Source organism: Deltaproteobacteria bacterium (assembly GCA_016208165.1).
GTDB lineage: Bacteria > Desulfobacterota > Desulfarculia > JACQYL01 > JACQYL01 > JACQYL01.
Window position 1 is genome coordinate 1 of the sequence record JACQYL010000064.1, and the last position, 25,731, is coordinate 25,731.

Consider the following 25,731-nt stretch of genomic DNA (forward strand, 5'->3'; position numbering starts at 1 on the left):
AAGGCGTTTGTGATGAGAAAGATCGGAGAAGTGGCCATCATGGAGAAACCCATTCCCGAGCCGGGTCCGAACGACGCGATCGTGAAAACCACCACTGCGCTCGTATGCACCTCCGATGTGCATACCGTAAAGGGAGCCATCGGGGAAAGGACCGACATCACCCTCGGACACGAGGCTTGCGGTGTTGTGTACAAGCTGGGGAGCCAGGTCAAAGGATTCAAAGAGGGGGACAGGGTGGTGGTCTGCGCCATAACGCCTTGCTACACCTGCCATAACTGTCAAAGAGGGTTCACTTCCCAGTGCACCCAGCCCTTAGGCGGATGGAAATTCGCCAACATCAAGGACGGAAACATGGCGGAATACTTCCACGTCAACGACGCGGTGGCGAACCTGACGCCGATCCCGGCTGATGTATCCGATGAAGCCGCCGTGTACACGACGGACATGATGTCCACGGGATTCAAAGGCGCGGAGAACGCGGATATCGTGCTCGGAGGCACGGCGGCGGTTTTCGGTCTGGGTCCGGTGGGCTTGATGGCGGCTGTGGGCGCCCGGCTGCTGGGAGCGGGTCTGGTGATCGGTGTGGACAAGGCGCCTCAGCGAATGAAGCTGGCGAAGGAATACGGGGTGGATGAAATCGTGGACCTGAGTAAAGGGGATCCGGTTGCATCCATCATGAAACTCACCCATGGGGAAGGCGTGGATTCGGCCATGGAAGCCGTGGGCGCTCAAGCACCTTTCGAGGACTGTATCAAAGCGACCCGTCCCGGGGGAACCATATCCAATATCGGTTATCACGGCGAAGGCGAATATTTGCAAATACCGCGTTTGGAGTGGGGCGTGGGAATGGCTGAAAAGACGATCAAGACCTTGCTCTGCCCGGGCGGCAACGAACGAATGAGCCGATTGCTCAGGCTGATCCAGACCAAACGCGTGGATCCTACCAAGCTGACGACGCACCGTTTCAAATTCGCCGACATCGAGAAGGCATTCCGGATGATGGATACCAAAGAAGACAACATCATCAAACCGATCATCCTGTTCAATTAGCGGCGCGGCTAAACCATCGTATAGCAGCGGACATGCGGTTCGGCGTTTAAACCGCCGGCAATGAAAGCACGAAGGGGGGAATCGTACGATCCTCCCTCTGTTTGTTTGAGGATGCGGGAAACCGGCATCCGGAGTTGTACCCCGGCGCGGCGGGACTTGCCGGTAGGGCCGCTCTTCACACCATCATCACATAAAACGAAAACCGGCATTTCAAGCCCCTCTTATCCTCGTTTGCACAATCCATTGAATATGCTCATGATGTCGGTGTCCTGAAGATTTTCGGCCAAAGACGCTTCGTAGTCGTCGGCTTCTTCCCGGAGATCCTGTTCCTTCGATGCGCTCGATGAAATCCGTCGTTCAGCCACCGTAGTGGTCTTGTGAGGTTCGCGGTGGGCTATCCCGGAATGCTGTCCGCGGACCCAGCGGTTACAGTCGTCATGGCTCCCCGCATACGCGAGCGTGCAGACATTTCCTCTGAGAAGACAGACGAGGCGATACCCGTTGCCCAGATCGTATTTCACGGAATGGTGAAGACGCGATTCCCCGTGACCGGTAAGCCTGCCGGCCTTGAACGGGTTTTGGTCTCCTTCCGCGACCAATTCGGCGAAAACGGTTCTGGCGCACTCGGCGGCCATAGCGGCTTTGCCTCCCGCTTTATCAAGATCTTTCAAACACTTATCGAACCTTGGCGTACATTGAATAAACCGTTTCACGGAATGGTCTCCTATCGGCCGGGTAAGGATGATGCCTCATGCGCACCTATCCCGATTTCCGGGGTGTCAAAGCAGATTGGACACATTGCTGAATACATGCGAAGAGCGGGAGTTCACTCTCGATCCGGCGCACCATCAAGCACGGATGGCCCTTGGCCGGTGGATTCATGTAAAGCCCACGAGTGAAATGAGGGAGGATCTGCTACGAAGATTCGGTGTCATCACGTAGAAGAAGACACCGGAATTCGGGAAACTGTCAAATAGAAAAATGCGATATAATCCGATCCAATAGATAGGAAATATCGATTCATATAGGGCGAAGACGGCGGACGCCCCGTTGTCCGACCATCGAACCCGGTGTTCATTCCCCGGCTAGATATGGGGCGGAAAACCACTGGTGGAGAACATGGTTCTTCTCGCCCTCGGGCGTGGTCTTCAGTCCGCCGTTGGCCCGGGTGTCCGTCTCAAACCGGCAGGCAAATCGGGCGCTTCCGGCCATGGAATTTACGTCGATTCCATCCGTCTTGTCCGGATCCAGGAACACCATAAACGTGCGGGCATCCGGACTGGCAATAACGATCATGGATGCTTCGTAAGTCTGCACGAAGAAGCTCATGGTTTCGGCCCCTCCCGGCAGTTCATCCTTCCAGATGCCCGGGCAGGCGTCTTCCGGAGCAGCCGGGAACCATCGATGCAATGGGTATTCCACGGTCCAGCCGGTGGGCAGCGTCATCACCGCGGTTCCCTCGTCCGCGGTCGAGAAGCTCGCAGTCAAGTGGTAGCCCAGGCCTCCCAGATCGCCGATATCCAACCCGTCCGAGAAGTCATCGTCCAGGAAAGCGTAGGCGTTCATTCCGTCCGCAGATGCGATAACCAGCATGGATCCGGTCGAATAGGTCTGAACGTAGAAACTCATGACGGCAGCGGCGTTCTCGAAGGGCGCGTCCTTCCAGATGCCGTCGGGTAAAGAGGCGACCGAGTCCGTCACATGGATTTGCGCGCGGTCCGGCACGCTCGCCACCTTCCCGTCGTGAACTATGAGTTCGACGAGATAGTCGCCCTCCAGGTCCGCTAGAAAGGCCGTTTGAACGTTCTGGGGAGCGGATAACTGCGTAAGGGCCCCTGCAGGGCTGCTGACCACCGACCACTGGTAGGACAGGGCGTCGCCATTGGCATCCAGGGAGCCGCCGGCGTCTAATGATACGGCTGCACCGGGAGCGGCCAGACGATCCGGGCCCGCATCCGCGATGGGCTGAACGTTCAGTTGTTTCACGATCTTGATCGATATGGCGTCGGTTCCCGTTCTGCCGTTGCCGTCCGTTCCAACGAGGGTGATTTCGTGCGTTCCTTCGGATAGCGACGAGGTGTCGAGCCTTCTTCCCGATCCGAGCAAATCGTCCTTGTGGGAATACCAGGAATGGCTTTCTTCCGGCAAAGGTCCGTCTTCCAGGTCCGTCCCCGTTCCTTCGAATATCACGACTTCCCCGTACGAAAACGTGGGAATCCCAGATTCCCCATTGGGACATACAAGGGCCACCATGGGGGGCTTGTTTTCAACGCTGAACACGGGCGATTCCGCGACGGCCGTGTTCATACCGTCCGTTGCGAGCACGCGGAATCGCGCGGCGTCGCTTCCGGCCAGCACGGAGGCGTCCACTTCGATGGAGGAAGCCGGCCAATCGGAAACCAGCGTACTCCAGGTGTTCCCTCCATCCGTGGAATATTGAACGAGATGATACAGTGTATCTCCGGCGTCGGGATCGAAGGACTCCCAAATCAGGTTGTGTACCTCGATGCTTCCCCAGGTATCCCCCGCGTCAATGGAAGTAATCGTCGCGGTCGGAGTGTTGGCGGTGCGATATCTTACTAGGAGTACCGTTTGCTCCTGTTTGAGTACGACTCGAGAGATCCTCTCGTCGAATGGAAGCACTTCAAAAAACCGTACGGGCGGAGTGAATGCGGGGTCTGGAGGGTCCACCTCCACGAACTGCGGATCGAAGGAGTGGGAGAGCAGAACCAGGCCGTCCGAGTCCTGGAACTCCAACAGGTAGGCTCCTACGGAAGGCGCTGTGGAGCCCGCGTTTCCACCCAGTTGGTAAAACGGGAGGAAGTCCGCGCTGCGAACCGTTCCGTTTTCCGGCAGCAGGGCGCCGCTTACCCAGAGCACTTCTTCCGGACCTTCGTCGGTTGGTGCGCCGGTCCACGCACTGCTGGAACCCAGGGCGTCGTGGAGTGTATCGAACAGGTGCTCGTAGGTATAGGGCGAAATCCAGAGGGGTTCACCGCCGTAGGACATCAGGTCGTGAGCGTGACCTGCCGAAGGGGGACTTCCGGGGTCGATGACTTCCAACTCGTACGTGTCGAATCCATACGTGCAAATGCCGCCGTGCGTACATGGAAAGACGGCCGGAGCCGCCTCGCACCCGCCTTCCCCGTGGTCACAGCTTGCGTGGGGGCGTCCAAGGGAATGTCCGATCTCGTGGGCGGCGATAGCCAGGTCATCGCCCAGAAGGCTCGTGGTGTCCAGTTTGCCTACGGCCACGTTCCGATTACCCAGACCCAGGTAAAGGGTGACCGGTGGGGGCACGATACCGAAATAGACCAGATTGATGGGATTATCCTCGCGCTTTTTGCCGGTGGCCGCATCCAGCAACGCTCCCACCTGGTTGTGCCAGGCGGACATGCGAGTGCTGGTCATGGCGGCGTCGGGATGGCTGAAATCCCCGTCGATGGGGACCCACTGCGGTGAATGAATGGAGATATCGATGTCCTTCAGGGAGACCGGATAGGTCTTGACGAACCGATGCGTGGTTTTCTCGAATACATCCTGGTAAATCGCAGGGGGCGCGTAGTCGCAATTGGATACGGTGTCTTTGGGATCCCTCCTCACGCAGGCCCAGACCAGATGCAGATCCAGGGGCGCCGTGGCCTGGAAATCTATGCTGCTGATCTCCAGACCGTTGGCCCCGTCATCACATCCCGTGCATTCATGCACGCCGAGAGGAGCGTTCACGGTGACCCTCAGGTTGACGGACTTGTTCTGCTCCGTCCACGCCTGGGGAAGGGTGAAATTCCACGACTTGTCGGCGCTTCCGCGAAAGGTGTTGATAGTGTTGTTGTCCCCCGGATCCACCGTGATGGCGGATTTGGGAAGAAGGGACTTGGGGCCGGTGCAGGGATTGCCCGAAGAATCCGTGCACGAAAGGGTCGCCGTGCATCCTTGCAGCACGACGTTCGTGCCTTCGATGCCCGGATAGACCCGGACCACCGTTCGCTTGCCCGCCACAAACGGGACGGAATTGGTACTGACAGCGTTCTGGGGAACAAAATTCAGTCGACTCGTGTTGGACTCAGCCACCCAGGGCTGCGTCGCCTGCGTGATCTCCATGCCTTTGGCCCACAGATTGAAATTCGGACCGGGCGGTGTGTAGTTGATCGTCCGGTTTGCCTGCCCCGTATGGTCCGCGAAATCCCAGGCTTTGACTCGGATCTTCCGGGTCCCTTGGGCCAGAAAGGTCTGGAAATGATAGCTTGCCTGGGTAGGCGTCACATCGTACAGGCAGGTGGGCGCACCGGGCCCTCCACACACATAGAACGATTCCAGTTCGGTATCGGATGCGTCCAGGAAGGAGACCTGAATTTTCGCCACGCCGCTTTCGTTGTCTGTTGCCGAAAAAGCGAGGTCCGCCTGTGGGACGTACGTCACGGACCCGTCCGTGGCCGGCGTTATGATCTGCACCGACGGGGAAGTGGTGTCCGGAGCGCAGGCCGGGCCTATGGCGGTGAAGGTCAGGTCGTCGATCGCTTCGTGGGCCGCATTACCCATTGAGGGCCCCGTGAACTCGATCTCGACGCTGCGGATATCTCCAGCGGAGGAGGACACGCTCAAGCTCTTGTCTATCGACGATGGGCCGTTACCGATATAAGCCGTGCCGTAGTCGATGTATCCTGAACCCGGCGTCTCGGTGCTGTAGGCGTGAATCGCAGCGGTAACGGGGAAACCATAACTCTGGTTCAACCCTACCTTCACGCTGACGGAGGATTGGCCTGTGGTAAAGCTGATCTGCAGGGTATCGTATTCTTCGAACTCGCCGCCGGGGAACTGGTTGGTCAAGGCGTGGGTGGGGCTGGACGTTTGAACCGAGGGCACGAAAATCCGTCCCGCTTTCAGGAATGTCACCCCCCGGTTGATGGAGGGATTGATACAGTACTGGCTGGTTACATTGTCCGGCTGGGGAACGCTCTCTTCGAAATCGATGTTTTGGGCCGCTACGAACGGTGCGTTCAGGCAAAGTAGAACGAGTGCGCAGAGTATTCCGAGGCAAAAAGTGAAAGGGGAGTGTATGGCGTCTTGCGGTTTGGGTATTGGATCTCGACCGGGGTTGCTTTGCCGTACGTACGAGTGCCCAGAGCAACAAAGGTTTCGGGTTTTTCCGCCTATATCCACCTCCGCTGTCTTTGTTTAACGGTAAGCCTTTTTTATGCAGTTTAGCACAAGAGGAGCCTACGGCGCATCCCTATAGTTGTCGATGGCTCATAAAATGCCCTGATCCGGAAGGCATTTTTTTGAAACAAGCGACCGTGTGTCCATCCGGCCGGAAGCTCCACATTCGCCCTGGGTTCCTGCGGGTTTGAGTATACATGAGCGGTGTTTCAAGTGGAAAGCATTTGCTTGCGGCCCGGCCCCCCCGCTGAAGCCGGTTGTTCGGACGATTTCTTCAGTTCCTTTTCGTCAATTCCGACGCGGGCACGGACGCCATGGTAGTCAACGTCTTGGCGACCAATAAGTCCGGCGTGAATGAAACCGTCCTGCTGCCGGTGTTCTTCCTTGATGCGGACTCTGGATTCAAGAGCTCCGGCGCCTACCTCGACAGCCTCCAATCCGCAGAACGCGACGAATCCTTTGGAATAATCCTGCTGGAAGAACTTCTTTCGATCTTCAGACAATACCGTGTTCATGGGACCCCTCGGGTTTCGATTTGACGCCCGGCGTCTTCCCGTACGAATGTGCCGCGCGGGGCCTCCTCTGCAAGGGGCATGTTCTTGCCGGAGGCGGCCTGACTTGTTATGAGAATGAGCCCTCCCATTCCCCCGTGCACTATACTCGATTTTTTCCGAAGTGGGAAAGAAGAAGAGTTATCGGGACGTCAAACACTACAAGCGCCGGTAACGATGGTTGACTTAGCCCCGAAACCCTAGCATCATATTTGTCGAGAAGAGTTTTTTTTCAGGCGCACCCCTACCACGATCCAGTGACGAGGACCCGAGGTTTGGGGAGAAAACCGGGATTCGAACCAGCCCTCGAAGACGGACGGTTTCCCGGAACCGCCGTCGCGCTCCTTTGTCAGGCAAACCGGCGGATTGGAAGGGACCGACTGTTTTCTTTGCTCCAGGCGGCAAATCATGAGGGACGAACGGAAGACCCAAAAGGAACTGCTGGAAGAACTGGGCCGCGTACAGCGCGATCTGACGCATCTGAGGAAAGCGGAAGCCGAGCGCAAGGAGGTGGAGCAGGCGCTAAAACGGCGGACGCACGAACTGGGCGAAAGGGTCAAGGAACTGAACTGCCTTTACGGGATTGCCCGGCTCGTGGAGCGTCCCGGAGTCTTGTTAGAGGAGGTGCTTGGAGGGGTTGTGAACCTGATTCCCCCTTCCTGGCAGTTCCCGGAGATCACCTGCGCCCGGATCGTTGTCCTGGGTGAGGAGTACAAGACGGCCAACTTCAGGGAAACCGGATGGAAGCAGGCGGCGACCATCGTTGCGGACGGCCGGCCGACCGGGTCGCTTGAAGTGTTTTACCTCGAGGAGAGGCCGGAGAGCGACGAGGGGCCCTTTCTCAAAGAAGAACGAAAACTGATCGACGCCATCGCCGGACGTCTGGGTAAGATTGTCGAACGAAAACGGACCGAAGCCGATCTCAGGGAAAGCATCGAACTGTACCGTATCCTGTCCAAACACGTGGCGGACGGAGTCACACTTTTCCAGGAAGGGCGCTTTCTGTTTGTCAATCCGGCTTTCCTTTGGATGTTCGGTTTGAAAAAGGACGACGAGCCGGTCGGCAGGACGGCTGCGGAAGTGTTTGCAGGAGACGGTTACCAACGTATCCTGGAGGCGTATTCCTCCGCGGATCCGAAGAGTCTCCCGGGGGAGTCTTTCCGGGCGCTGTGCACAGGAGAGAACGGACGGGAATTCTGGGTGGAGATTTTTCACAATGCCATAGCTTGGAAAGGGAGCCCCGCCATTCTCTCGACTCTACGTGACGTGACCGAAAGGAAGCTTCGGGAGATCGCCATCCAGGAAGAAGCGGAGCATCTCAGAAAGGAGAACATCCGCCTCAGGTCTTCCATGCGGGAGCGTTACCGATTCGGAAGCATTATCGGAAGAAGCGCCGCCATGCAGGAGGTGTACACGCTCATATTGAGGGCCTCCGAGACGGACGCAAACGTTGTCCTTTACGGGGAATCGGGAACCGGCAAGGAACTGGTCGCACGCACGATTCATGACATGAGCGAACGCAGAGATCGGCCTTTTGTACCCGTGAACTGCGGCGCGATCCCCGAAACGCTCTTTGAAAGCGAGTTTTTTGGACATAAGAAAGGGGCGTTCACGGGTGCTCATTCGAACAAACGCGGTTTTTTCGATCTGGCGGACGGCGGCAGCCTGTTTCTGGACGAGGTCAGCGAGTTCACGATCGGTATGCAGGTAAAGCTGCTACGTGCGATCGAGGGATCGGGCTACATGCCGGTGGGAGGCGATCGAATCCGGCGCGCCGATGTACGCATTATTGCGGCGTCCAATGTTTCCCTCCTGGATCGGGTTAGAAAAGGACAGATGCGGGAGGATTTTTTCTATCGGTTACACGTGATCTCCATCCAGGTCCCCCCACTCCGCGAAAGGAAGGAAGACATTCCGTTGCTGGTGGAAAACGTGCTGCAGGGTTACGGCAAGGACAAAGGGTCCAAAGTGCCCGGGAATGTGATGGAGGCCCTGATGAGCTATCCGTGGCCTGGAAACGTCAGAGAGCTTCAGAACGTGGTGCATAGGTATTTGACGGTGCATAAGCTGGATTTTGTCGGGAGTTTGATGGATGGGCCTTCGGCCTGGGGGGATACGGCGGTGGGGGAGGCCGGGGGCGAGGGACTGAATCTGCGCGAGAGCTTGGAGCGTTTCGAGAGAGAAGTCATTGCCGCGGCCCTGGATCAGACACGTTGGCATCGGGGCCATGCGGCGTCTCTGTTGGGCATTGACCGGAAGACGCTATTCCGCAAGATGAAGCAATTCGGTATGGCGTAGTCCCATAATAGGGCAGTATTGACCTATTCGGAATTGCGTAGTTTTTACAATAGGTAATCTTAACATCGTAGTTTCTTCTGGGGCATTTATGCCCTAATACGGCCCCTCCCACCAGCCAAATCATCCGGCATTTTTCAAAAAGACCCAAACATATCGACTCGTTACATAACGGCAATCTTTCTGGCATGCCATTTGCTTCATACATTAGCACGGACGAGTGTATGCGTAAGTCCCGTTTCAAAGCAAAAAAGGCATTCTCACATAAAGGAGGTATCTTATGAGCGGCTATGGAGAACTGATCTTCATAAGTTGTTGTTTTTGGCTGCCGTATGCCGTCTATTTCGGCGTCATGCTGGCGCGAAAAAGGAGAATCCAAGCCCACGAACCTGCTCCTGCAATGGCCTAGAGCCATTCGTTGTCAGCGAGGCTTGTCACCGAAGCATTATTGTTTGTTTCCCTTCGTGACCTTCCATCGGCGTCCGTCAACATAGATGCGTTTCGCCGGAAGGCTATCCGATTATCTACGATCGTGTGAACAGCGTTACATAAATTCCGGCAATGTAGTACCGTCCGGAACTTCCCTCGATCGCGTTTTCGGCAGGCTATTGGAGGTCAGCTCGAAAAGGGCTCAAGAACCTCGATGCAACAACCGATGGATGTTGATGGGGAGTGATCTCCTTTGAAGTAAGCGAATGAATAGCCGGCCGTTGCACCCGGGTGCGGATCAGCGCCGGCAAAAACCTGTCGGATGAGCATGAGAAGGGGTGTCTACCATCCATGATAAACGGAACGGGCGGCCGGATTCGGCGAACTCATCAGTGGAGAATAGGTGCGTGGACGTTCTTCTTGTCTGTTCTACTGTTTTCATCCGAGTGCCCTTGGGCCGCGGTTTACGAAGTGGGGCCGGGAAAGGAATATGAAACTATCGGGTCCGTACCCTGGGAAGCCCTGAACGCCGGGGATACGGTTCGGATCCATTGGAAGAGTGAACCTTACCGGGAGAAATGGGTCATCTGCCGGGTGGGAACCGACCAGCAGCCCATCGTAGTCACCGGAATACCCGATCCGGAGGGCCGACGGCCGGTCATCGACGGTGAAGATGCAACTACGCGAGAGCAGCTCGACTTCTGGAACGAGGATCGGGGCGTTATCAAGATCGGCGGGGCCAATTCACCTGCCGATACCATGCCCGCACACATCCGCATCGAGAACCTGGAAATACGCGGGGGCAGGCCGCCGCATACCTTTACCGGGAGGTACGGCATTACAGAATACAGAGACAATTGTGCGGCCGTGTACATGGAAAAAGGTCAACACATCACCATAAGGAACTGTATTCTCCATGACTGCGGGAACGGCGTTTTCGGAAGTTCCGGGGTAAAGGATCTGCTGCTGGAATTCTGTCATATCTACGATAACGGGATCGAAGGGAGCATTTACCATCACAACAACTACACGGAGTGCGACGGCATTGTCTTCCAGTTCAACCGATTCGGGCCGCTCCGGCCCGAATGCGGCGGCAATAATCTGAAGGACCGGTCCGCGGGCACGGTCATACGGTATAACTGGATCGAAGGCGGCAACCGGCAGCTTGACCTTGTGGACAGCGATCACGAGTTCCTTTACACGCTGCCCTACTACCGGTCCACCTATGTCTACGGCAATGTTCTGGTGGAACCGGAGGATGAAGGAAACAGCCAGATCTGCCATTACGGCGGTGATTCGGGGGACACGGATCAGTATCGGAAGGGCGCCCTGTACTTCTACAACAATACGGTGGTTTCAACAAGATCCGGCAATACCACCCTGTTCCGGCTGTCCACGAACGACGAATCAGCCGATTGCCGGAACAACATCTGCTTGGTGACCGCGGCGGGCGGTAGACTGGCCATGACGGCCGGGGCGGGGGTGTTGGACCTGAGAAACAACTGGTTCAAAAGCGATTGGGTGGAGACGCACGACACATTGACCGGCATCATTAACGACTATGGTCAGATCGAAGGTCAGGATCCGGGATTCGTCGATCATACGGCTCAGGATTTTCGACTGACATCCGCTTCCGACTGCTTGAACCGTGGAATCGCCTGTGCCGGCGCCGTGCTGCCGGAGCACGCCGTTCTATGGCAGTACGGGAAACATCAAAGTCGGGAACACCGTCCCAAGGATGCCGTACCGGACCTGGGCGCCTTCGAACGCCCCGCCATGGTGATTCCGCCCTTTTTCATGCTCCTGACGGCGCCGCCCCAACCCTGACCAATTATGCATGAAACCTTCCGCGGCGAAAGATTTCATCCGCGGGGCTCGCGGGTTTGCCCGCCGGTTGCGTCATACGGGCTCCATCCTGTCCGGAGCCTGTCGAGGGGCCCCTTCCGCCTTCCCGTGCGACACATCGGACTTCGTGAACATCTATGACTAAGCTCAGGAGTAAGCGAGTTCCGCGGACGGATTTCACCAAGTTCCGTCCTGCGGAGGATCCTTCCATAGGCTTCCCGCCATATACACGCTTTCGGGCGTTGTCAGAGCATCCGGAAGAGAGGACCTGTCGCCCTCCGCCACGACGAAGGTGGCGGGCGCGCCGGGGACCAGTCGACCGAGCTGGTTTTCCAATCCTAATAGGAGGGCTCCGGCGGCCGTAGCGCAGTGGATGGATTGCTCCAACGTATAACCGGCTTCCATGAATAGTTTTAGCTCTTCGACCAGAGATGCCCCGTGATGCACTCCAAGACTTCCGCTGTCGGTTCCCACGGCCAGGGGGACGCCCAGCTGTCGCGCCCATGCCATTTGCCGAACCTGTTCTTCCAGATTCTTCCTCGCCACGTCCTTTTCCACGGTTCCTTGTTCGAGCTTTTCGCTGTAACCTTGCATGGTGATGGCAGTCGGAACCCAAAACGTTTGAGCCTCGACCATCCGTTCGAGGTTTTCCCGTCCCATGAAAAAGCCATGCTCGATGGAATGACATCCGGCTTCCACGGCCCATTGAACCGGAAGCACTCCGTTGGCGTGCACCATGGTTTTCAGGCCGAGGAGGCGGGCCGCCTCTACGGCGGCCCGGAGATCTCCGACACTGAACTGAGGGGGGGTCTGCTTTCCATAGTGGGTAAGACTGTTCAAGCCCGAATTCACCAGCTTGACGTGGTCCAGTCCAACGGAATGCCGGGCAACGGATTCCGCCAATGTCAATCCTTCAACAGGAGGACGTCCGATCAATTTGCCATAGCGGCCCGGAGCGCGCCACGCTTTGCCGGCGGACATGACCCGAAGGGGTGGAGGATTGCCGGAGCATCGTTGTTGTTTGAAACGGAGCGCGTGAGCCGCATAGTCGCCTCCGTCCCGAACCGCCATCACGCCTCGAACCAGCTGCTCTCGAGCATGGGAGAGCATCACCCGCTCCGCCCCATCGTAGTCCATTTTGAGTTGTTGTTCGCGCATTTCGCGGTCGGACGTCCCGGACATGCACAGGTGTACGTGAGCGTCAATCAGTGCGGGAACAACGGTGCAGCCTCGCAAGTCCACACATCCGGGAGAGCGGAGATCATCAACGGCAGCCTTTCGGATCGAAAGGATGCGTCCATGGGATACGCGGATCAGCATGTGCTTCTGCGCAGCGTTTCCGCTGCCATCGATCATCAGGCTTGTGAAAAGGGAGAGCGTCTCGTCCATACGTCTCCTAATACACAGAGTGCGATCCGAGAATCAAGTCAGGTTAGTAAAGCCGTTCCGTTTTGAAAGGACGGGAGAAGGCGTTTGCACGGTCGGGCGGGCGGATGGATTCCGTTCTTTTCAAGTGAACCATCGCCGCACCGACTTCCTGGAGGGAGCGTGCGGTCCGGACCGCGCGAGGCGAAACCGGCGCCATACGACAGGGGCGATCTTGTTGGCAGGCGCCTGGTTTTGACCGGGAGTTGCGTTCGAATACTGTTAAACTCCTTGACTTGGGGTCCGCTTCCGGGAAAAGATACGCCTTTGAATTCCGTGGTTGGAAATTCGGGATGTTAACTTTGCCAAGCAGGTTTCGGATCTACCTGCACACTGCAATGGTTCGGGGGGCGGGGTTGTGGTGAGAGATACATCGAAGGTACATCGAGTAGCGATAGCCGGCATGGGCACGGTCTTTCCGGATTCTAGCGATGTGGACATCGGAAGCCCCGCCTCGGAAGCGCCGGAAAAAGGGCGCCCGCGGATACGCCGGATGGACGAAGCGCTTTTTGAGGCGCACATTGATCAGCAATTCTTGAAGCTACTGGATCGGAGCGTGGCATTGGGATTGATCGCGTCCATGCGAGCCATCCGGAACTGTGGGTGGGGCGAGGAACCTTCGCATTCGGAAGTAGGCTGCTGTATAGGGACCGCCTTCGCCGGAACCCATAGTCTCGAAGGTTTTCTGGATGTAATGAGGGAAAAAGGTCCGAAAAAGGTGCATCCGAGAGCCCTGCAAGTGACCATCGGCAATGCAGCCTCTTCCAACATGTCGATACACCATTTGTTTTTTGGCCCCACGGTTGCCTGTTCGGGAAGCTTTCTGTCCGGGTTGCACGCTTTAACATACTCGGCGGACGCGATGGCTTTGGGCTCGTTTCCCGAGGTCATGCTGACCGGAGGTGTGGATTCACCGGACAGCAAATGGGCGTTCGGGCTCTGCGATCGCTATGGAATCGACTCGGCCCGGCTTTCGGAAGGTGCGGCGGTCGCCGTGTTGAATAGGATGAACTCGGACGAAGCCGGCCGGCAGGGGAACGCAGTGGAATGGTTGGGCGGCGGCCTGTACCATTGGCACCAGCCGTCCGCCTCGGGATCGAAAGTCCACAGGGAATGGTTCCGCGATGCGGTTGAGCAGGCCTTACGTCAGGTGGGCCTCGGCGAAGATAAGATTGTCTGTGCCGGATATTCCTGTGCGCCCGGAAGTGACTTGGCGGAACCCATTCGGGATGTTTTGTCGGCTAAATGGGGCTCCTGCCTGTATGGCGGGACGTCTAAAGAGGACACGTACGCGTTCGCGGCATCGCCGGTGAGGGACCTTTTCACGTTTTTAGAGGAAACGGGTCGCCGGAACTCCGGGATCGATTCCACGGCGGGAGGATGCGCACTGTTCGCAGCCGGATCCGAAGACGGTGACTGCGCCGTGACGATGATGAGAATGGGCGCCTGATCCGTGGGAGATGAACCGGAGCGATCAGGATCGCCCGGAATTCACTTCCGGCCGTATCTGACATTTGATACCAAGGACGAATGGGAAATGGTTTTTTTGAGCGGGACAAACGGGAACGGAACACTATCATGAGTACGGATCGGGTTGTCATTACCGGAGTGGGTGTGCTGGCTCCGAACGGGATCGGGAAAGAGAAGTTTGCCGGCGCCTTGTGGAAAGGGGCATCCGGAATTGGATATGTGACCCTGTTCGACGTTGGCGAACTTTCCATCAAAACCGCCGGGGAGGTACGCGACTTCGATTTCGGAGCTCTGTTTCCGAACGCAACGCCAGGCTGTCCTCGTTCCGTTCAATTCGCTCTGACCGCGTCTAAGATGGCGTTGGAGGATGCCGAGCTGGACGTAAGCATGCTGGATCCGAAAAGGGCAGGGGTGGTTCTTGGATGTACCACCAACCGATACGAACTTCAGGAACTCGAGTATCGAACGGCCCAAGGAACGGCGGAAGTGCCCTACCTGTTCGATACGAAGGATATCTTCCTGCCCGGCCGGTTGGCGGGACAGTATGGGTTCCAAGGGCCTCTCGTCAACGTTGACATGGCGTGCTCGTCCGGGAATCAGGCGATTATGTGCGCGAGGGACCTCATTCGGAGTGGGAACGCGGACGTGGTAGTGACGGGTGGGGTGGATGTTCCCATCAATATGTTGGTGTATGCGGCCTTTTGTCAGATCCGAGCCATGTCCAAACGAGACGATGATCCCACCGCGGCCAGTCGTCCTTTTGATAAACAGCGGGACGGGTTCGTTCTTTCCGAGGGCGCGGGTCTGGTCCTTGTCGAGTCACTTGAACACGCAATGAAACGCGGGGCCCGGATCTATGCGGAAATCATCGGAGCCGGATTGACGAGCGACGCACACCACATGCTCATCCCTGACAAGTCGGGGGCACAAATGCTCCGCGCCATGCAGCTGGCGCTGCGGGATGCGCGCCTGTCGCCATGGGACCTGAGCTATATCAATGCACACGGGACGGCAACGAGACTGAACGACAGCATAGAATCGCACGCCATAGGGAGGTTGCTGGATAGTAAGCCTTACGCTGTACCCGTAAGCTCCGTCAAGTCCATGATCGGACATACTCTTGGAGCGGCCGGCGCATTGGAAATAATTACTTGCCTCCTTTCCATGGAACAGGCTATGTTGCCTCCAACAATCAACCTGGAAGAACGGGACGAAGACTGCGCGGACCTGGACTATGTACCCAATGTGTCCCGGAGCCGGCCGGTCTCGATCTGTATGTCCAATTCGTTCGCCTTTGGCGGCAGCAACACGTCGTTGATTCTTCGAAAATACGACGGCTAGTGTGCTTGCCCGAAATCAACGAAGTACGGTCTTCCGGACAACGTTGCCGGTCCATGGACAGATGGGCTATCGCAGGATAGTCAGTGCTGTTTTGAGCGTTCCCCGAGGGTGTCGAACTCGAAGGAACATGTTTTCTTCAACCTACTAACAAGCGAAGCGAAAATGGAATCATCCGCGAAACTCCCCACTCCTGAAGAAGTGAAACAGAAGGTCAAGGAAATACTAATCGAAGAGTCCCAGCTCAGAGGAATGGGACTGGATGACATTTCCGAGGATGCTCACTTGATCGATGACTTGGGATTGGATTCCACGGACTTGGTGTCCGTGATTTTCGGGATCGAGGAAGCATTTGATATCTCGATCAGCGATGAGGAAGCGGCCAAATGCATCACTCTCAGGGCGGTGGGAGAGGCTGTGATGGAGCGTCTGGCGGCCGGCGCTCAAGTCGAGGGCTGAGCGGTCCGGCTTCGAGAAGTGAATACCACCATCCGTGTAACGAACGAGAGTCTCGCAAGCCAAGCGAAGGTGACGCGCACCCCCTTGCATTTCCGGTGACCGTGGGATTTTTTCGCCGATGCCGGTCCGTTGCATCGGACCATGGGTTCTGTGGCGGGCACGATCACCTTATGTTCAATGACGGGAACCAATATTCCGACATCTTCGCATTGGGCGGAAGTTCCTCGTGAGAGGCGTCGCCTTCGTTCTCCTGTCCGGTACGGGGACTGGCTTGACGAGGGTCTCCCGGGCCGGCGAGTGAAGGAATGTTTTCCTCAATATCCTCCGATTCCAGTTGAACAAGTCCATCCTCTTGATTCCGACGATTCCCATACTACCATACGCCTGGACGCCGGATCCGTATGAAACGTCAAATCGGTCTTTCGGGGGCGGCGGCCCTCATTGTGGGCAACATGATCGGAGTGGGGATTTTCACCACTGTGGGTTTCATGGCCGCCCACATCGGAAATCCACTCTGGATGATAGGTCTCTGGTTCGGCGGGGGCCTGATGACCATGGTGGCCGCCTGGTGCTATGGAGTTCTGGGCGCAGCGTACCCCGAAGCCGGCGGGGACTATGTCTTTCTGAGGGAGGGTCTGGGAGAATGGGCTGCGTTTGTCGCCGGGTGGGTGCTCGTCTGCGTCATTCTACCGAGTTCGATAGCAGCTCTCTCGTCCGCATTGGCCGACGGCCTGTCACGAGTTGCGGGAGTATCGTCATGGTCGATGGAGGCGCTTGCCGTCCGGCTGTCTCCAAAGTGGGCGGCTGCGGGGTTGATCGTCGGCGTGCACCTGGTTTCCGCTGCGCATCTTCGATGGACGCTGGGAGTGCAAAAGCTGACTACCGCTCTGTTGATCCTGGTGGTGGCGAGCCTATTGTTTCTGGGTTTCGGCTGGGGGGACGGCCATTGGGGCTATCTGGCCGTCGGGGGATCTTTTCCCGGCTTTCAGGCCCTTGGGGTTGCAGCCGTGGGCATCATCTTTTCCTACAGCGGATTTTTCCAGGTGGTTTATCTGGGCGGCGAAGTGAGGGATCCGACCAGGATTATCCCGAAGTCCATCCTGCTGTCCGTGACGATCGTGACCGCGGTGTATACGGCTCTCGTTGCACTGTATCTGTTTTCCGCACCGATCGAACTGCTGGCCGGCCGGATCGATGTCGGTCAGTTGGCCGCTAAAAGGCTTCTTGGGGCGAAAGGAGGGCTGTTTATCGAGGCGGGTATCCTGTTGGCCATTGCGGGCTCGCTGAACGCAACGGTCCCCGCGGGGCCTAGGATTGCGTACGCCATGTCGGCTGACCGCTGCTTTCCCAAGCCATTCGGTGTGCTATGGAGTCCCACCGGCATGCCGATGCTGGGGCTCGCCCTGCAGGCGGCACTCTCTCTGGCGTACCTGCTGCTTGGCGCCTTCGACGAGATCCTTTCCTGTACAACCATCGCCATGGTGCTGTCTTCCATGGGGGTGGGCATCAGCCTTTTGCGGCTTCGAAGAAGTATAGCCCGGCGCAGGCACTCGAGTGAATGGAGAATCATCCTTCCTGCGACGGTTTTCGTGGTATGTTACGTCGCCACGGGGTTTTCCATCGCCTATGGATATCCCGAAGAAACGGCGCTTGGTTTGGGTATCGCCGCTGCGGCCGTACCTCTGTATGTGCTGAAGAAACGGCTCCTCAAAATTCCACCTGCTCATTCCTGCGGGTAGTCGTTCGCCGTTTGGGATGATAGTGGGCGTTTTCTTTCGCAGACCAGGGATCCGTTCCCACTATCGTATCGCGAGTAGCGATTTTCGCTGTGTCTTATTCGTTCCAAATAACGATGGGAGATAAGGAAGGGCTGCACTTCAAACTCCTCTCTTAGGGTTTTCGCCTAGGCGGGGACAGGAAGTGTCCAGTTGTGCTTTTCTCATCTAAACGTTTTCATGTACATCAAAGGTTCGTGGGGTTTGGAAAACGATACACGCTTCGATCAGTACGACCCTTGCGCGACTTCATATTGATGTAGGATTAAAGACCCCCCTTCCAATGAATTGTGCGGCTTTCTTATTTGGTTTCTCCCATAGATTTTTGGCGGTCAGCATTTCGTTGTTTTGAAATCCAATTATTTCTTGACATTGGTTTAGCAATATACTTATATAAGTCATATTGCTGGACCAAATCTACAAATCGGAGAGGAAAAACCATGGCAACATCCCTGACGGAAATGGCCGCCGAAATCGTAAAAGCACAGGCGGCAGTTGCACCAATGACTCCGGAAGAAATCGAGCTGATACTGAAGAAGACCTTCGAGACCCTGAAGGATATGAACGCTAGGGAGAATGGGGTAGCTGAAGCACAGGTTGAAAGGTCAGAGCTGGATTTGCTCCGGGAAGAACCAATAAAGTCCATACAGGCAAACAAGGTGGTCAATCTGGAGGACGGCAGCGAGTGCAAAGTTCTTACCAACCGGACGTTGGCAAAGTTCGGATTGACTACCAAAGAATACAAGCAAAAATGGAGTATTCCTCTAAAGACTCCATTGTCCGCTAAGAGCTTGACGGCTAAGCGCCGGAAATGGGCCAAAGACAGGAATCTTGGACAAATTTTGAAAGACGCCAGGGCCAAGAAGGCAAAATAGAACGGCCGTTAACTCCAAGCGTGTATGGCGGCTCGGCACACCGGACCGAGCCGCAGGCGTTTCCATCATCTGAAGATGCCATTTTCGTGGCAGTCCAGCTTTTTCCTCGTTCGGCCGCTGTTGGCGAACTCCGTCTCTCTTTGCTTGAACACTCCCGGCGCACCCCAAATCTCGCATTGATCGCCCGGACGCGTGGACGTTGCTTTGTTTCCGCAGCAAGTAAGACAAAACAGCCGCCCGGTAGCCAGTGCCTACGGCGCCGGGGTTGCCCCATGGGGATGCTTGACACTTTCCCTTAAAATGGACTATGCTCCCTCCGTATTAAGCGCTCAATTTCGCTACTTTTATTATGTCTCACGAGGGTTGTCCGTCATGTTTGGCATTGGAATGCCGGAACTTATCGTTATACTCGTTCTTGCTCTCATCATTTTAGGTCCCAAGAAACTGCCGGATCTGGCAAAATCGCTAGGGAAGGGACTGGCCGAGTTCCGGAAGGCCACCAACGAACTCAAAGAGAGCATGAATGTGGATGAGGATTTGTCCGAAGTGAAAAAATCCGTGGCTGATGCGGTAAGCGAAGTACGCAAGATCGAGAGTCTGGCTTCCAAGGGTTTGAAGGACTGGGAAAAGGCGGCGATCGCCGAGGAGAAGAAAGAGATCGAGCGAAGACTGGCTAAAGACGACGGCCCACCCGGAAAATCCCCCTCAGCGGACATGGACAGTGAGATGGCGGGAAGTGAAGATTGGCCGTACCCCGGCACGGCAACCGGCGAGGAGAAAGCCGCTCCGTCTTCCGGCGTCGCGAAAGAAGCAGCTTCGAGCGCTTCGTCCGTTGCGGCGGGCGATAGCCGGCAGGCGGAGGATAAAACCTCACTACGCGCCACGGAGGCCGGGAGGGACGATTCCGACTCGCCTGAAAGACCGCCTACCACGTCCGAGGACGTCCCGTCTTCCAACAATCCCGATACGGTCCCACCGGAACCTTCCGAGGATTCGCGTAAGTGAACGAAAACGCCAAGATGCCGTTTACCGCTCATCTCGAGGAGTTGAGGAAGCGGCTAATCATTTGTGTAGCGGCTGTTGGAGTGGGTTTCGCGATCTGTTACGGATTCTCCACACAACTGTTTGCTTTTCTTGTTCAACCCCTCAGGGATGTGTTGCCCAAGGGGGATACCCTAGTCTACACGAGTTTGCCCGAGATGTTCTTCATCTACTTGAAAATCGGGTTTCTTGCCGGAGCGCTTCTGGCCTCTCCCATCATCTTCTACCAGCTGTGGAGCTTCATCGCTCCCGGTTTGTATCCAAACGAAAAGAAATACGCCATTCCCTTTGTTTGCAGCAGTTGTCTGCTCTTTATTGGTGGCGCCGTCTTCGGGTATGCGGTCGTGTTCCCGTTCGGATTCAAGTTCTTCGTTTCATTCAATACGGATTACGTGAAGGCGTTGCCCGCGGTAAGCCAATACTTCTCGCTTTCGATAAAACTCTTGCTGGCTTTCGGCGTCATTTTCGAAATGCCGATCGTTATTCTTTTTCTCTCGAAAATCGGACTCGTAAACTACAAGATGTTAAGTCGGAAGCGAAAGTATGCAATCCTGGTTATTTTTGTCGTAGCGGCAATCCTGACTCCTCCCGACGTAATTACCCAGTTTATGATGGCCGTCCCCATGCTGGTGTTATATGAGGCGAGTATTTTTCTCGCCAAATGGTTCGGCAGAAAGCCGCTGGACGAGGAGAGCGACGAGAAAGAGAAGGAAGACACGGCGGTTCAGAAGGTATGACCGTCCGGCGTAACGGGTATGGCAGGCCTTGGGAGGTGACCCCGTTTTAGGACCGGCGATCCGATCGTCGGGGGGGTCGATCTGACGGGTTTTTCGGGAGAATCCGGTTTTGGCTCGATTATTCAACCGGCACGATCCGTTTTCCCTTCACGGTGAGTAGCTGGAGCTGCTTTTCCGCTTCTCCGCCGGGACCAAAGGATGTGTAGCCGGTAAGCCCCGGGAAGTTGCGAAGCCCTGCCAACTGGTCGCGTAATGTCGTTCGATCTTCAGTGAGTCCTTTTCCCAGCAGCGATATCAGAATGTTCATCGTATCATAGCCCAACGCCGCAAAGAAATCGGGCTTATTTCCGTAAGCGCGTTCGTATTCGGTTTCAAATGACTTCGCTTGTTCGTCGTCTTCTTTGCGAAAGTAGTCCGCAACAAACACGGCCTTGTTCAGATGCTCGCCGACCTTTTCAGCCAGGACAGGCGAGTCCCACAAGTTCGTGCCCATGAGCACCACGTTTTCGGCGTCATGAAACGCCAATTGGGGTGCTATCAGCAGCATTTTCCTATAATCGTCCGGGATGAACAGGGCGTCAAAATCCAGTGTAAGATCGGGTTTTTTCTTTTTGTGTTTGCTGCGCTCGAGCTCCCTCGCATAAGCGGCCCACCGTTCCTCGCCGATAAGCCGCCGCACCGGCGCACTGAAATCCGAGGTGTTCGAATCATAGGGCTCCTGCGCGGTGATCCGCTTGTCTTGGGCGCGTATTTCCTCCTGGAAACTCTTAAGCATGCGCCAACCGAACTCATTATCCGGGTAGAGAACGGCGAATCGTTCAACCCCGTGCATAAGCGCAACATATCGGATCAAGTTGCGTACCTGCATGGACGGTGTGAGAGAGTTGCGGAAAACGAAAGGACCGATCTCGGTGACTCCATCGACCTGGCTCATCACCACGATCGGTATGCCGAGTTCCTGCGCCGTCCGCGCGGCCGCACTCGCGGAATCGCTCCCAAGAGGACCGATTACGGACAAAACGTGTTCGTTTTCCGCCAGATCGCGAATGACGCGGTCGGAGGTTTCCGGGCTGCCTTTGGTGTCGCGCACGATAAGTCGGGGCATCTTTTCCCGCAGTTCGGGATTAAAGGCGTTAAGAGCCAGTAGCACCCCGTTCAAGACACGAGTTCCATAAGGCTCTAATGGACCCGAAAGAGGCAGGGCGCAGCCGATTCGGCGAGTATCGGATGCCTGCTTCTCCCGGTATTCCTGAAACTTGGCGTGGGCTTTTTGTACATATTCGTGATCCGGATAATCGCGAAGAAAATCCTCGAGGCAGGCCCCGGCCGGGGCCCATTCGCCGGAGCCGGCCATGCGCATGCATTGTTCGTACGGAATATACCCCTCCGGTACTTGCTCCCCGTACAGACTGGTAAGGCGTTCCAGTTCGGAATCCGTCAACTGGGAGAGCAGATTTCGGATGGTTTCCAGGGCCGATTGCTTCTGCTCCGCGTCTATCAGGTGAAGCAGTCCGGAAAGTCGTAAGATGCATTCGGTCCAGTGGCCTTCCCGCTTTTCCAACTCGGCTCTCAAGAATCCCGCCTGCACCTTGTCTTCCGAACTCACGGCCCGTTTGTCGGCGTCATCCAGCGCCTCTCGGGCTTCTGACAGGTAATCGGCAGCGAGCATGCTTTTCGCGAGGATGATGCTCGCCTGAAACGCGTGCGGACTTTCGGGAAAGAAACGAAGCAGCTTTCGGCAGGATTCCACCGCACTGCGACGGTCGCCCTGCTGCGTATAGATGGAGGCCATACGGATGAGGGCCAGGTCCGAGCCTTCTTCCTCGGGGTACTCGTCTACTTGCTGCGTGTAAAGCTCGAGAGCCCGATCCAGGCGTCCCTCGATGTAGGCGGTTTCCGCGGCAGCTAGGATCGAATCTCTGGGAACCGGTGGAGGACTTGGCCTTACAACCGGCAACTGGCAGGCCAGCAGGAATGTAAAGAAGGTCAAGGTGGACAAAAAGAACAGGGCATTCCTGCGAGTATGGCGATTCATAAGAGATATCCGCCCTGAGTGCACCGGCAAAGCGGCGGCTCAATAGAACCATCGAGGTCCGGGAGAACCCTTCCGAATGGATTTACCCGAACCATCTGTGAAAACTTCCTCCCAACGGGGGACTAAGAGCGAAGAATGGGCTTCCCGTAGATTTCTTCCAGATCGCATGAATGGCTGTTGCCGGAGGCGCTAAAGACCTATGGTACGCCGCCCATGGTCAACTGAACCGACTCACGGTCGCCTTGATCTTGTAATTCCCTGAGCGAACCAGCAAAAACAGAGAAAGCGAAGTCGAGGAGAACCCTCTGCAATGGAGTTCCCTCGACTACCCCGTGGATACATACGATGTTTTCATGCCGAAGGCAATCATATAACAAAAAAAGGGGAAAGTCCTTCAGGACAATCCCCCCTGGGTAAGATAGATCGGCTTACTTCTGGTCGTCTTTCACCTCTTCGAAGTCGGCGTCCACCACGTCTTCCTCTTGGGCGCCGCCTCCGGCTTCAGCCCCGGGACCTCCGCCTGCCGCACCGCCCTGCCCGTGCGCGGTCTGGGCATAGATCTGCTCCGCCAGCTTGTGTGACGCTTGCATCAATTCATCGGATTTCGACTTGATTGTCGCCGCGTCATCGCCCTCCATAGCGGTTTTGAGCCCCTGGATGGCTGTTTCGATGGTGCTGCGTGTGGACGAATCCACCTTATCTCCGAGTTCCTTCATGGTCTTCTCGGTTTGATAGATGTACGAGTCCGCCATGTTGCGCGCTTCAGCGAGATCCCGCCTCTTTTTATCCTCCGCCGAGTGCATTTCAGCATCCTTGACGAGGTTCCGGATTTCTTCCTCGGAGAGGCCGCTGGACGCCGTGATCTTGATGGACTGTTCCTTGCTCGTACCCAGGTCTTTGGCCGATACGTTCACTATACCGTTTGCGTCGATATCGAAGGTGACCTCGATCTGGGGAACGCCGCGCGGAGCCGGTGGAATGCCCACCAGTTCGAACCGGCCCAAGGTCTTGTTGTTCGCCGCCATCTCACGTTCGCCCTGCAACACATGAATGCTCACGGCAGGCTGGCTATCCGCGGCTGTGGAAAAGATCTGGCTTTTCCGGGTCGGAATCGTGGTGTTCTTTTCGATCAATTTCGTAAACACGCCGCCCAGGGTTTCGATTCCGAGGGAAAGCGGAGTCACGTCCAAAAGCAACACGTCCTTGACTTCCCCTCCGAGCACGCCGGCCTGAATGGCGGCGCCTACGGCCACAACCTCATCCGGATTCACGCCTTTGTGCGGCTCCTTGCCGAACAGATCCCGGACCCGTTGCTGCACCTTGGGCATACGGGTCATGCCACCCACCAGAATCACCTCTTGAATGTCCGCCGGTTTAATGTTCGCGTCCTTGAGGGCCGTTTGAACGGGTCCGACCACTTTTTCAATCAGATCCTCCACCAACATCTCGAGTTTTGCCCGTGTCAGCTTGATGTTCAGATGCTTGGGACCGCTGGCGTCGGCCGTGATGAAGGGCAGGTTGATGTCCGTTTCCATGGACGTGGAAAGCTCCATCTTTGCCTTTTCAGCCGCTTCTTTCAGGCGCTGCAGCGCCATTTTGTCCTTTCGCAGGTCGAGACCCTGATCCTTCAAGAATTCCTGAGCCAGATACTCGATTATCCGCAGGTCGAAGTCCTCTCCGCCCAGATGCGTATCGCCATTGGTCGATTTGACTTCAAAAACGCCGTCGCCAAGTTCGAGAACAGATATGTCGAAGGTTCCTCCGCCCAAGTCGAAGACGGCGATTGTTTCGTCTTTCTTTTTGTCCAGCCCGTAGGCAAGGGACGCGGCCGTCGGTTCGTTGATGATCCGTTTGACCTCGAGACCCGCGATCCGGCCGGCGTCTTTCGTCGCCTGCCGCTGGCTGTCATTAAAATACGCAGGTACGGTGATCACCGCCTCGCTGACCTTCTCGCCCAGATAGCTTTCCGCCGTCTGTTTCATTTTGCCGAGGATCATGGCGGAAATCTCGGCAGGGCTATAGCTCTTGCCCTTGATCTCGATGTGGGCGTCCCCGTTGGGCGCTTTGACGATCTTGTACGGCAGGTTCTTAATGTCCCGCTGAACTACCGGATCATCGAACTTGCGTCCGATCAGACGCTTTACCGCGAAAACCGTATTATCCGGGTTTGTGATGGCCTGGCGCTTGGCCACCTGGCCCACCAGCCGCTCACCGGAATCGGTGAATGCCACAATCGAAGGCGTGGTACGGTTTCCCTCCACATTGGCAATGACCTGGGGATCGCCACCTTCTATTATCGCAACACACGAATTGGTCGTACCGAGATCGATTCCGATTGTCTTTCCCATAGGTCCAATACCCTCCTTATGCCTTATCTATAGAATCTTTTAAAAATTCGTTCGATACGAATTCTATTTATCTGATCAATGACTCCCGAGCCCTGAAGTTTCGGCGGCTGGAACGCCCTATGACTCTTTGAACCAACGTCCTTCAACCGTTCACGACGGTTCTTTGGCGACCACGACCATGGAAGGCCGGATTACTCGATCGTGTAAAAGGTAACCCTTCAACACTTCCGAGAGTACGGTCATATCTTCCACTTTGTTGTTTTCTTCCGTCATGACCGCTTCATGAAAGTTGGGGTCGAATTTTTCGCCCACCGCCTCGATCCGTTTCAAGCCTTGCTTCTGCAAGGCGTCCATAAGACCGTTGAGAGTTAGTTCCACTCCTTCGATAAGGCTGTCGGTGGCGTTTCCATTTCTGGAATGAGTGATGGCGCGTTCCAGATTATCGAGGGTCGGCAGAAGTTGTTTGATGATGCCTTCATTGGCGTATCGGCAGAACTCCACACGATCTCTTTCCTGCCGTTTCTTGTAATTTTCGAACTCCGCCTGACACCGGAGCCACCTGTCGTAATTCTCTTTGGCTTCCTTTTCCTTCCGGGCTAAAGCGTCCTCGGTGGCTTCCTCCCGTTCCTGGGTCATATCGCCCGCCCGCTGCACTTCGGATTCAACGTCGAGCTCGGAAACGTCTTCCTCTTTTTTATCTGTCCGGTCGTTGCTCTGTTCCGGCGCATTCATATCCTTCACCTCGATCTTAATCGCTTTCGACACGCAGTACCTCGTTTTTCCCGTCACTAGTTGGACCAAGTCAGGGCTTGCCGGCGTCGACCTTTCGGGTCGGCATGATAATGAACGGGCGCTTCACAAGTGATACTTTTTGCAGAGCGCCCTTTTTGCACGCGGCAAC

17 protein-coding genes are annotated in these 25,731 nt (G+C 56.2%); 10 read left to right on the forward strand and 7 right to left on the reverse strand.

The window, feature by feature from the left end; all coding sequences use genetic code 11:
- Positions 1–12: 12 nt before the first annotated feature.
- Positions 13–1,050, forward strand: coding sequence for an NAD(P)-dependent alcohol dehydrogenase (locus tag HY788_13845; protein ID MBI4775231.1), 1,038 nt, complete (start codon positions 13–15; stop codon positions 1,048–1,050).
- Positions 1,051–1,271: 221 nt separating this feature from the next.
- Here HY788_13845 and HY788_13850 read toward each other — a convergent pair whose 3' ends face one another.
- The 3 genes from HY788_13850 to HY788_13860 all read right to left on the reverse strand — a co-directional run bounded on the left by HY788_13850 (position 1,272) and on the right by HY788_13860 (position 6,722).
- On the reverse strand, positions 1,272–1,763 hold the full coding sequence (locus HY788_13850; protein MBI4775232.1) for a hypothetical protein: 492 nt from the start codon (positions 1,761–1,763) through the stop codon (positions 1,272–1,274).
- Positions 1,764–2,124: 361 nt separating this feature from the next.
- On the reverse strand, positions 2,125–5,913 hold the full coding sequence (locus tag HY788_13855; GenBank protein MBI4775233.1) for a hypothetical protein: 3,789 nt from the start codon (positions 5,911–5,913) through the stop codon (positions 2,125–2,127).
- Between the two features lie 503 nt (positions 5,914–6,416).
- A complete protein-coding gene (locus tag HY788_13860; GenBank protein ID MBI4775234.1) occupies positions 6,417–6,722 on the reverse strand; it encodes a hypothetical protein in 306 nt (101 codons plus the stop codon).
- A gap of 444 nt (positions 6,723–7,166) precedes the next feature.
- Here HY788_13860 and HY788_13865 point away from each other — a divergent pair, with 444 nt between their 5' ends.
- Both HY788_13865 and HY788_13870 read left to right on the forward strand, forming a co-directional pair.
- A complete protein-coding gene (locus HY788_13865; GenBank protein ID MBI4775235.1) occupies positions 7,167–9,056 on the forward strand; it encodes a sigma 54-interacting transcriptional regulator in 1,890 nt (629 codons plus the stop codon).
- Between the two features lie 777 nt (positions 9,057–9,833).
- Positions 9,834–11,309: a polysaccharide-degrading enzyme gene (locus HY788_13870; protein ID MBI4775236.1), complete on the forward strand. Its 1,476-nt coding sequence runs from the start codon at positions 9,834–9,836 to the stop codon at positions 11,307–11,309.
- 195 nt (positions 11,310–11,504) lie between these two features.
- Here the strand turns inward: HY788_13870 and HY788_13875 are convergent, their stop codons facing one another.
- Positions 11,505–12,716, reverse strand: a complete 1,212-nt coding sequence (locus HY788_13875; protein MBI4775237.1) for an amidohydrolase family protein — start codon at positions 12,714–12,716, stop codon at positions 11,505–11,507.
- A 397-nt stretch (positions 12,717–13,113) separates the two neighbouring features.
- Between HY788_13875 and HY788_13880 the strand changes: the two genes are divergently transcribed.
- From HY788_13880 to tatC, 7 genes are all read left to right on the forward strand, one after another.
- Positions 13,114–14,202, forward strand: a complete 1,089-nt coding sequence (locus HY788_13880; protein MBI4775238.1) for a hypothetical protein — start codon at positions 13,114–13,116, stop codon at positions 14,200–14,202.
- Positions 14,203–14,330: 128 nt separating this feature from the next.
- Positions 14,331–15,563, forward strand: coding sequence for a beta-ketoacyl-[acyl-carrier-protein] synthase family protein (locus HY788_13885; protein ID MBI4775239.1), 1,233 nt, complete (start codon positions 14,331–14,333; stop codon positions 15,561–15,563).
- A 162-nt stretch (positions 15,564–15,725) separates the two neighbouring features.
- The gene (locus tag HY788_13890; protein ID MBI4775240.1) at positions 15,726–16,019 is read left to right on the forward strand and encodes an acyl carrier protein; all 294 of its coding nucleotides are present in this window, start codon (positions 15,726–15,728) and stop codon (positions 16,017–16,019) included.
- 401 nt (positions 16,020–16,420) lie between these two features.
- Positions 16,421–17,758, forward strand: a complete 1,338-nt coding sequence (locus HY788_13895; protein MBI4775241.1) for an amino acid permease — start codon at positions 16,421–16,423, stop codon at positions 17,756–17,758.
- A 476-nt stretch (positions 17,759–18,234) separates the two neighbouring features.
- Positions 18,235–18,669: a MucR family transcriptional regulator gene (locus HY788_13900; protein ID MBI4775242.1), complete on the forward strand. Its 435-nt coding sequence runs from the start codon at positions 18,235–18,237 to the stop codon at positions 18,667–18,669.
- A gap of 372 nt (positions 18,670–19,041) precedes the next feature.
- On the forward strand, positions 19,042–19,674 hold the full coding sequence (gene tatA / locus HY788_13905) for a twin-arginine translocase TatA/TatE family subunit (GenBank protein MBI4775243.1): 633 nt from the start codon (positions 19,042–19,044) through the stop codon (positions 19,672–19,674).
- Positions 19,671–20,447, forward strand: a complete 777-nt coding sequence (tatC, locus tag HY788_13910; GenBank protein ID MBI4775244.1) for a twin-arginine translocase subunit TatC — start codon at positions 19,671–19,673, stop codon at positions 20,445–20,447. Before tatA ends, tatC begins: the two co-directional genes overlap by 4 nt.
- A 118-nt stretch (positions 20,448–20,565) precedes the next feature.
- On the opposite strand, the gene HY788_13915 is transcribed toward tatC, so the two are convergent.
- From HY788_13915 to grpE, 3 genes are all read right to left on the reverse strand, one after another.
- Entirely contained in the window at positions 20,566–22,482 is a 1,917-nt protein-coding gene (locus HY788_13915; GenBank protein ID MBI4775245.1) for a penicillin-binding protein activator, read from the reverse strand.
- 428 nt (positions 22,483–22,910) lie between these two features.
- Positions 22,911–24,830 carry a molecular chaperone DnaK gene (gene dnaK / locus HY788_13920; GenBank protein ID MBI4775246.1) on the reverse strand — a complete coding sequence of 640 codons (1,920 nt, stop codon included), beginning with the start codon at positions 24,828–24,830 and terminating at the stop codon, positions 22,911–22,913.
- Between the two features lie 150 nt (positions 24,831–24,980).
- Positions 24,981–25,595: a nucleotide exchange factor GrpE gene (gene grpE / locus HY788_13925; protein ID MBI4775247.1), complete on the reverse strand. Its 615-nt coding sequence runs from the start codon at positions 25,593–25,595 to the stop codon at positions 24,981–24,983.
- Between the last annotated feature and the right edge of the window lie 136 nt (positions 25,596–25,731).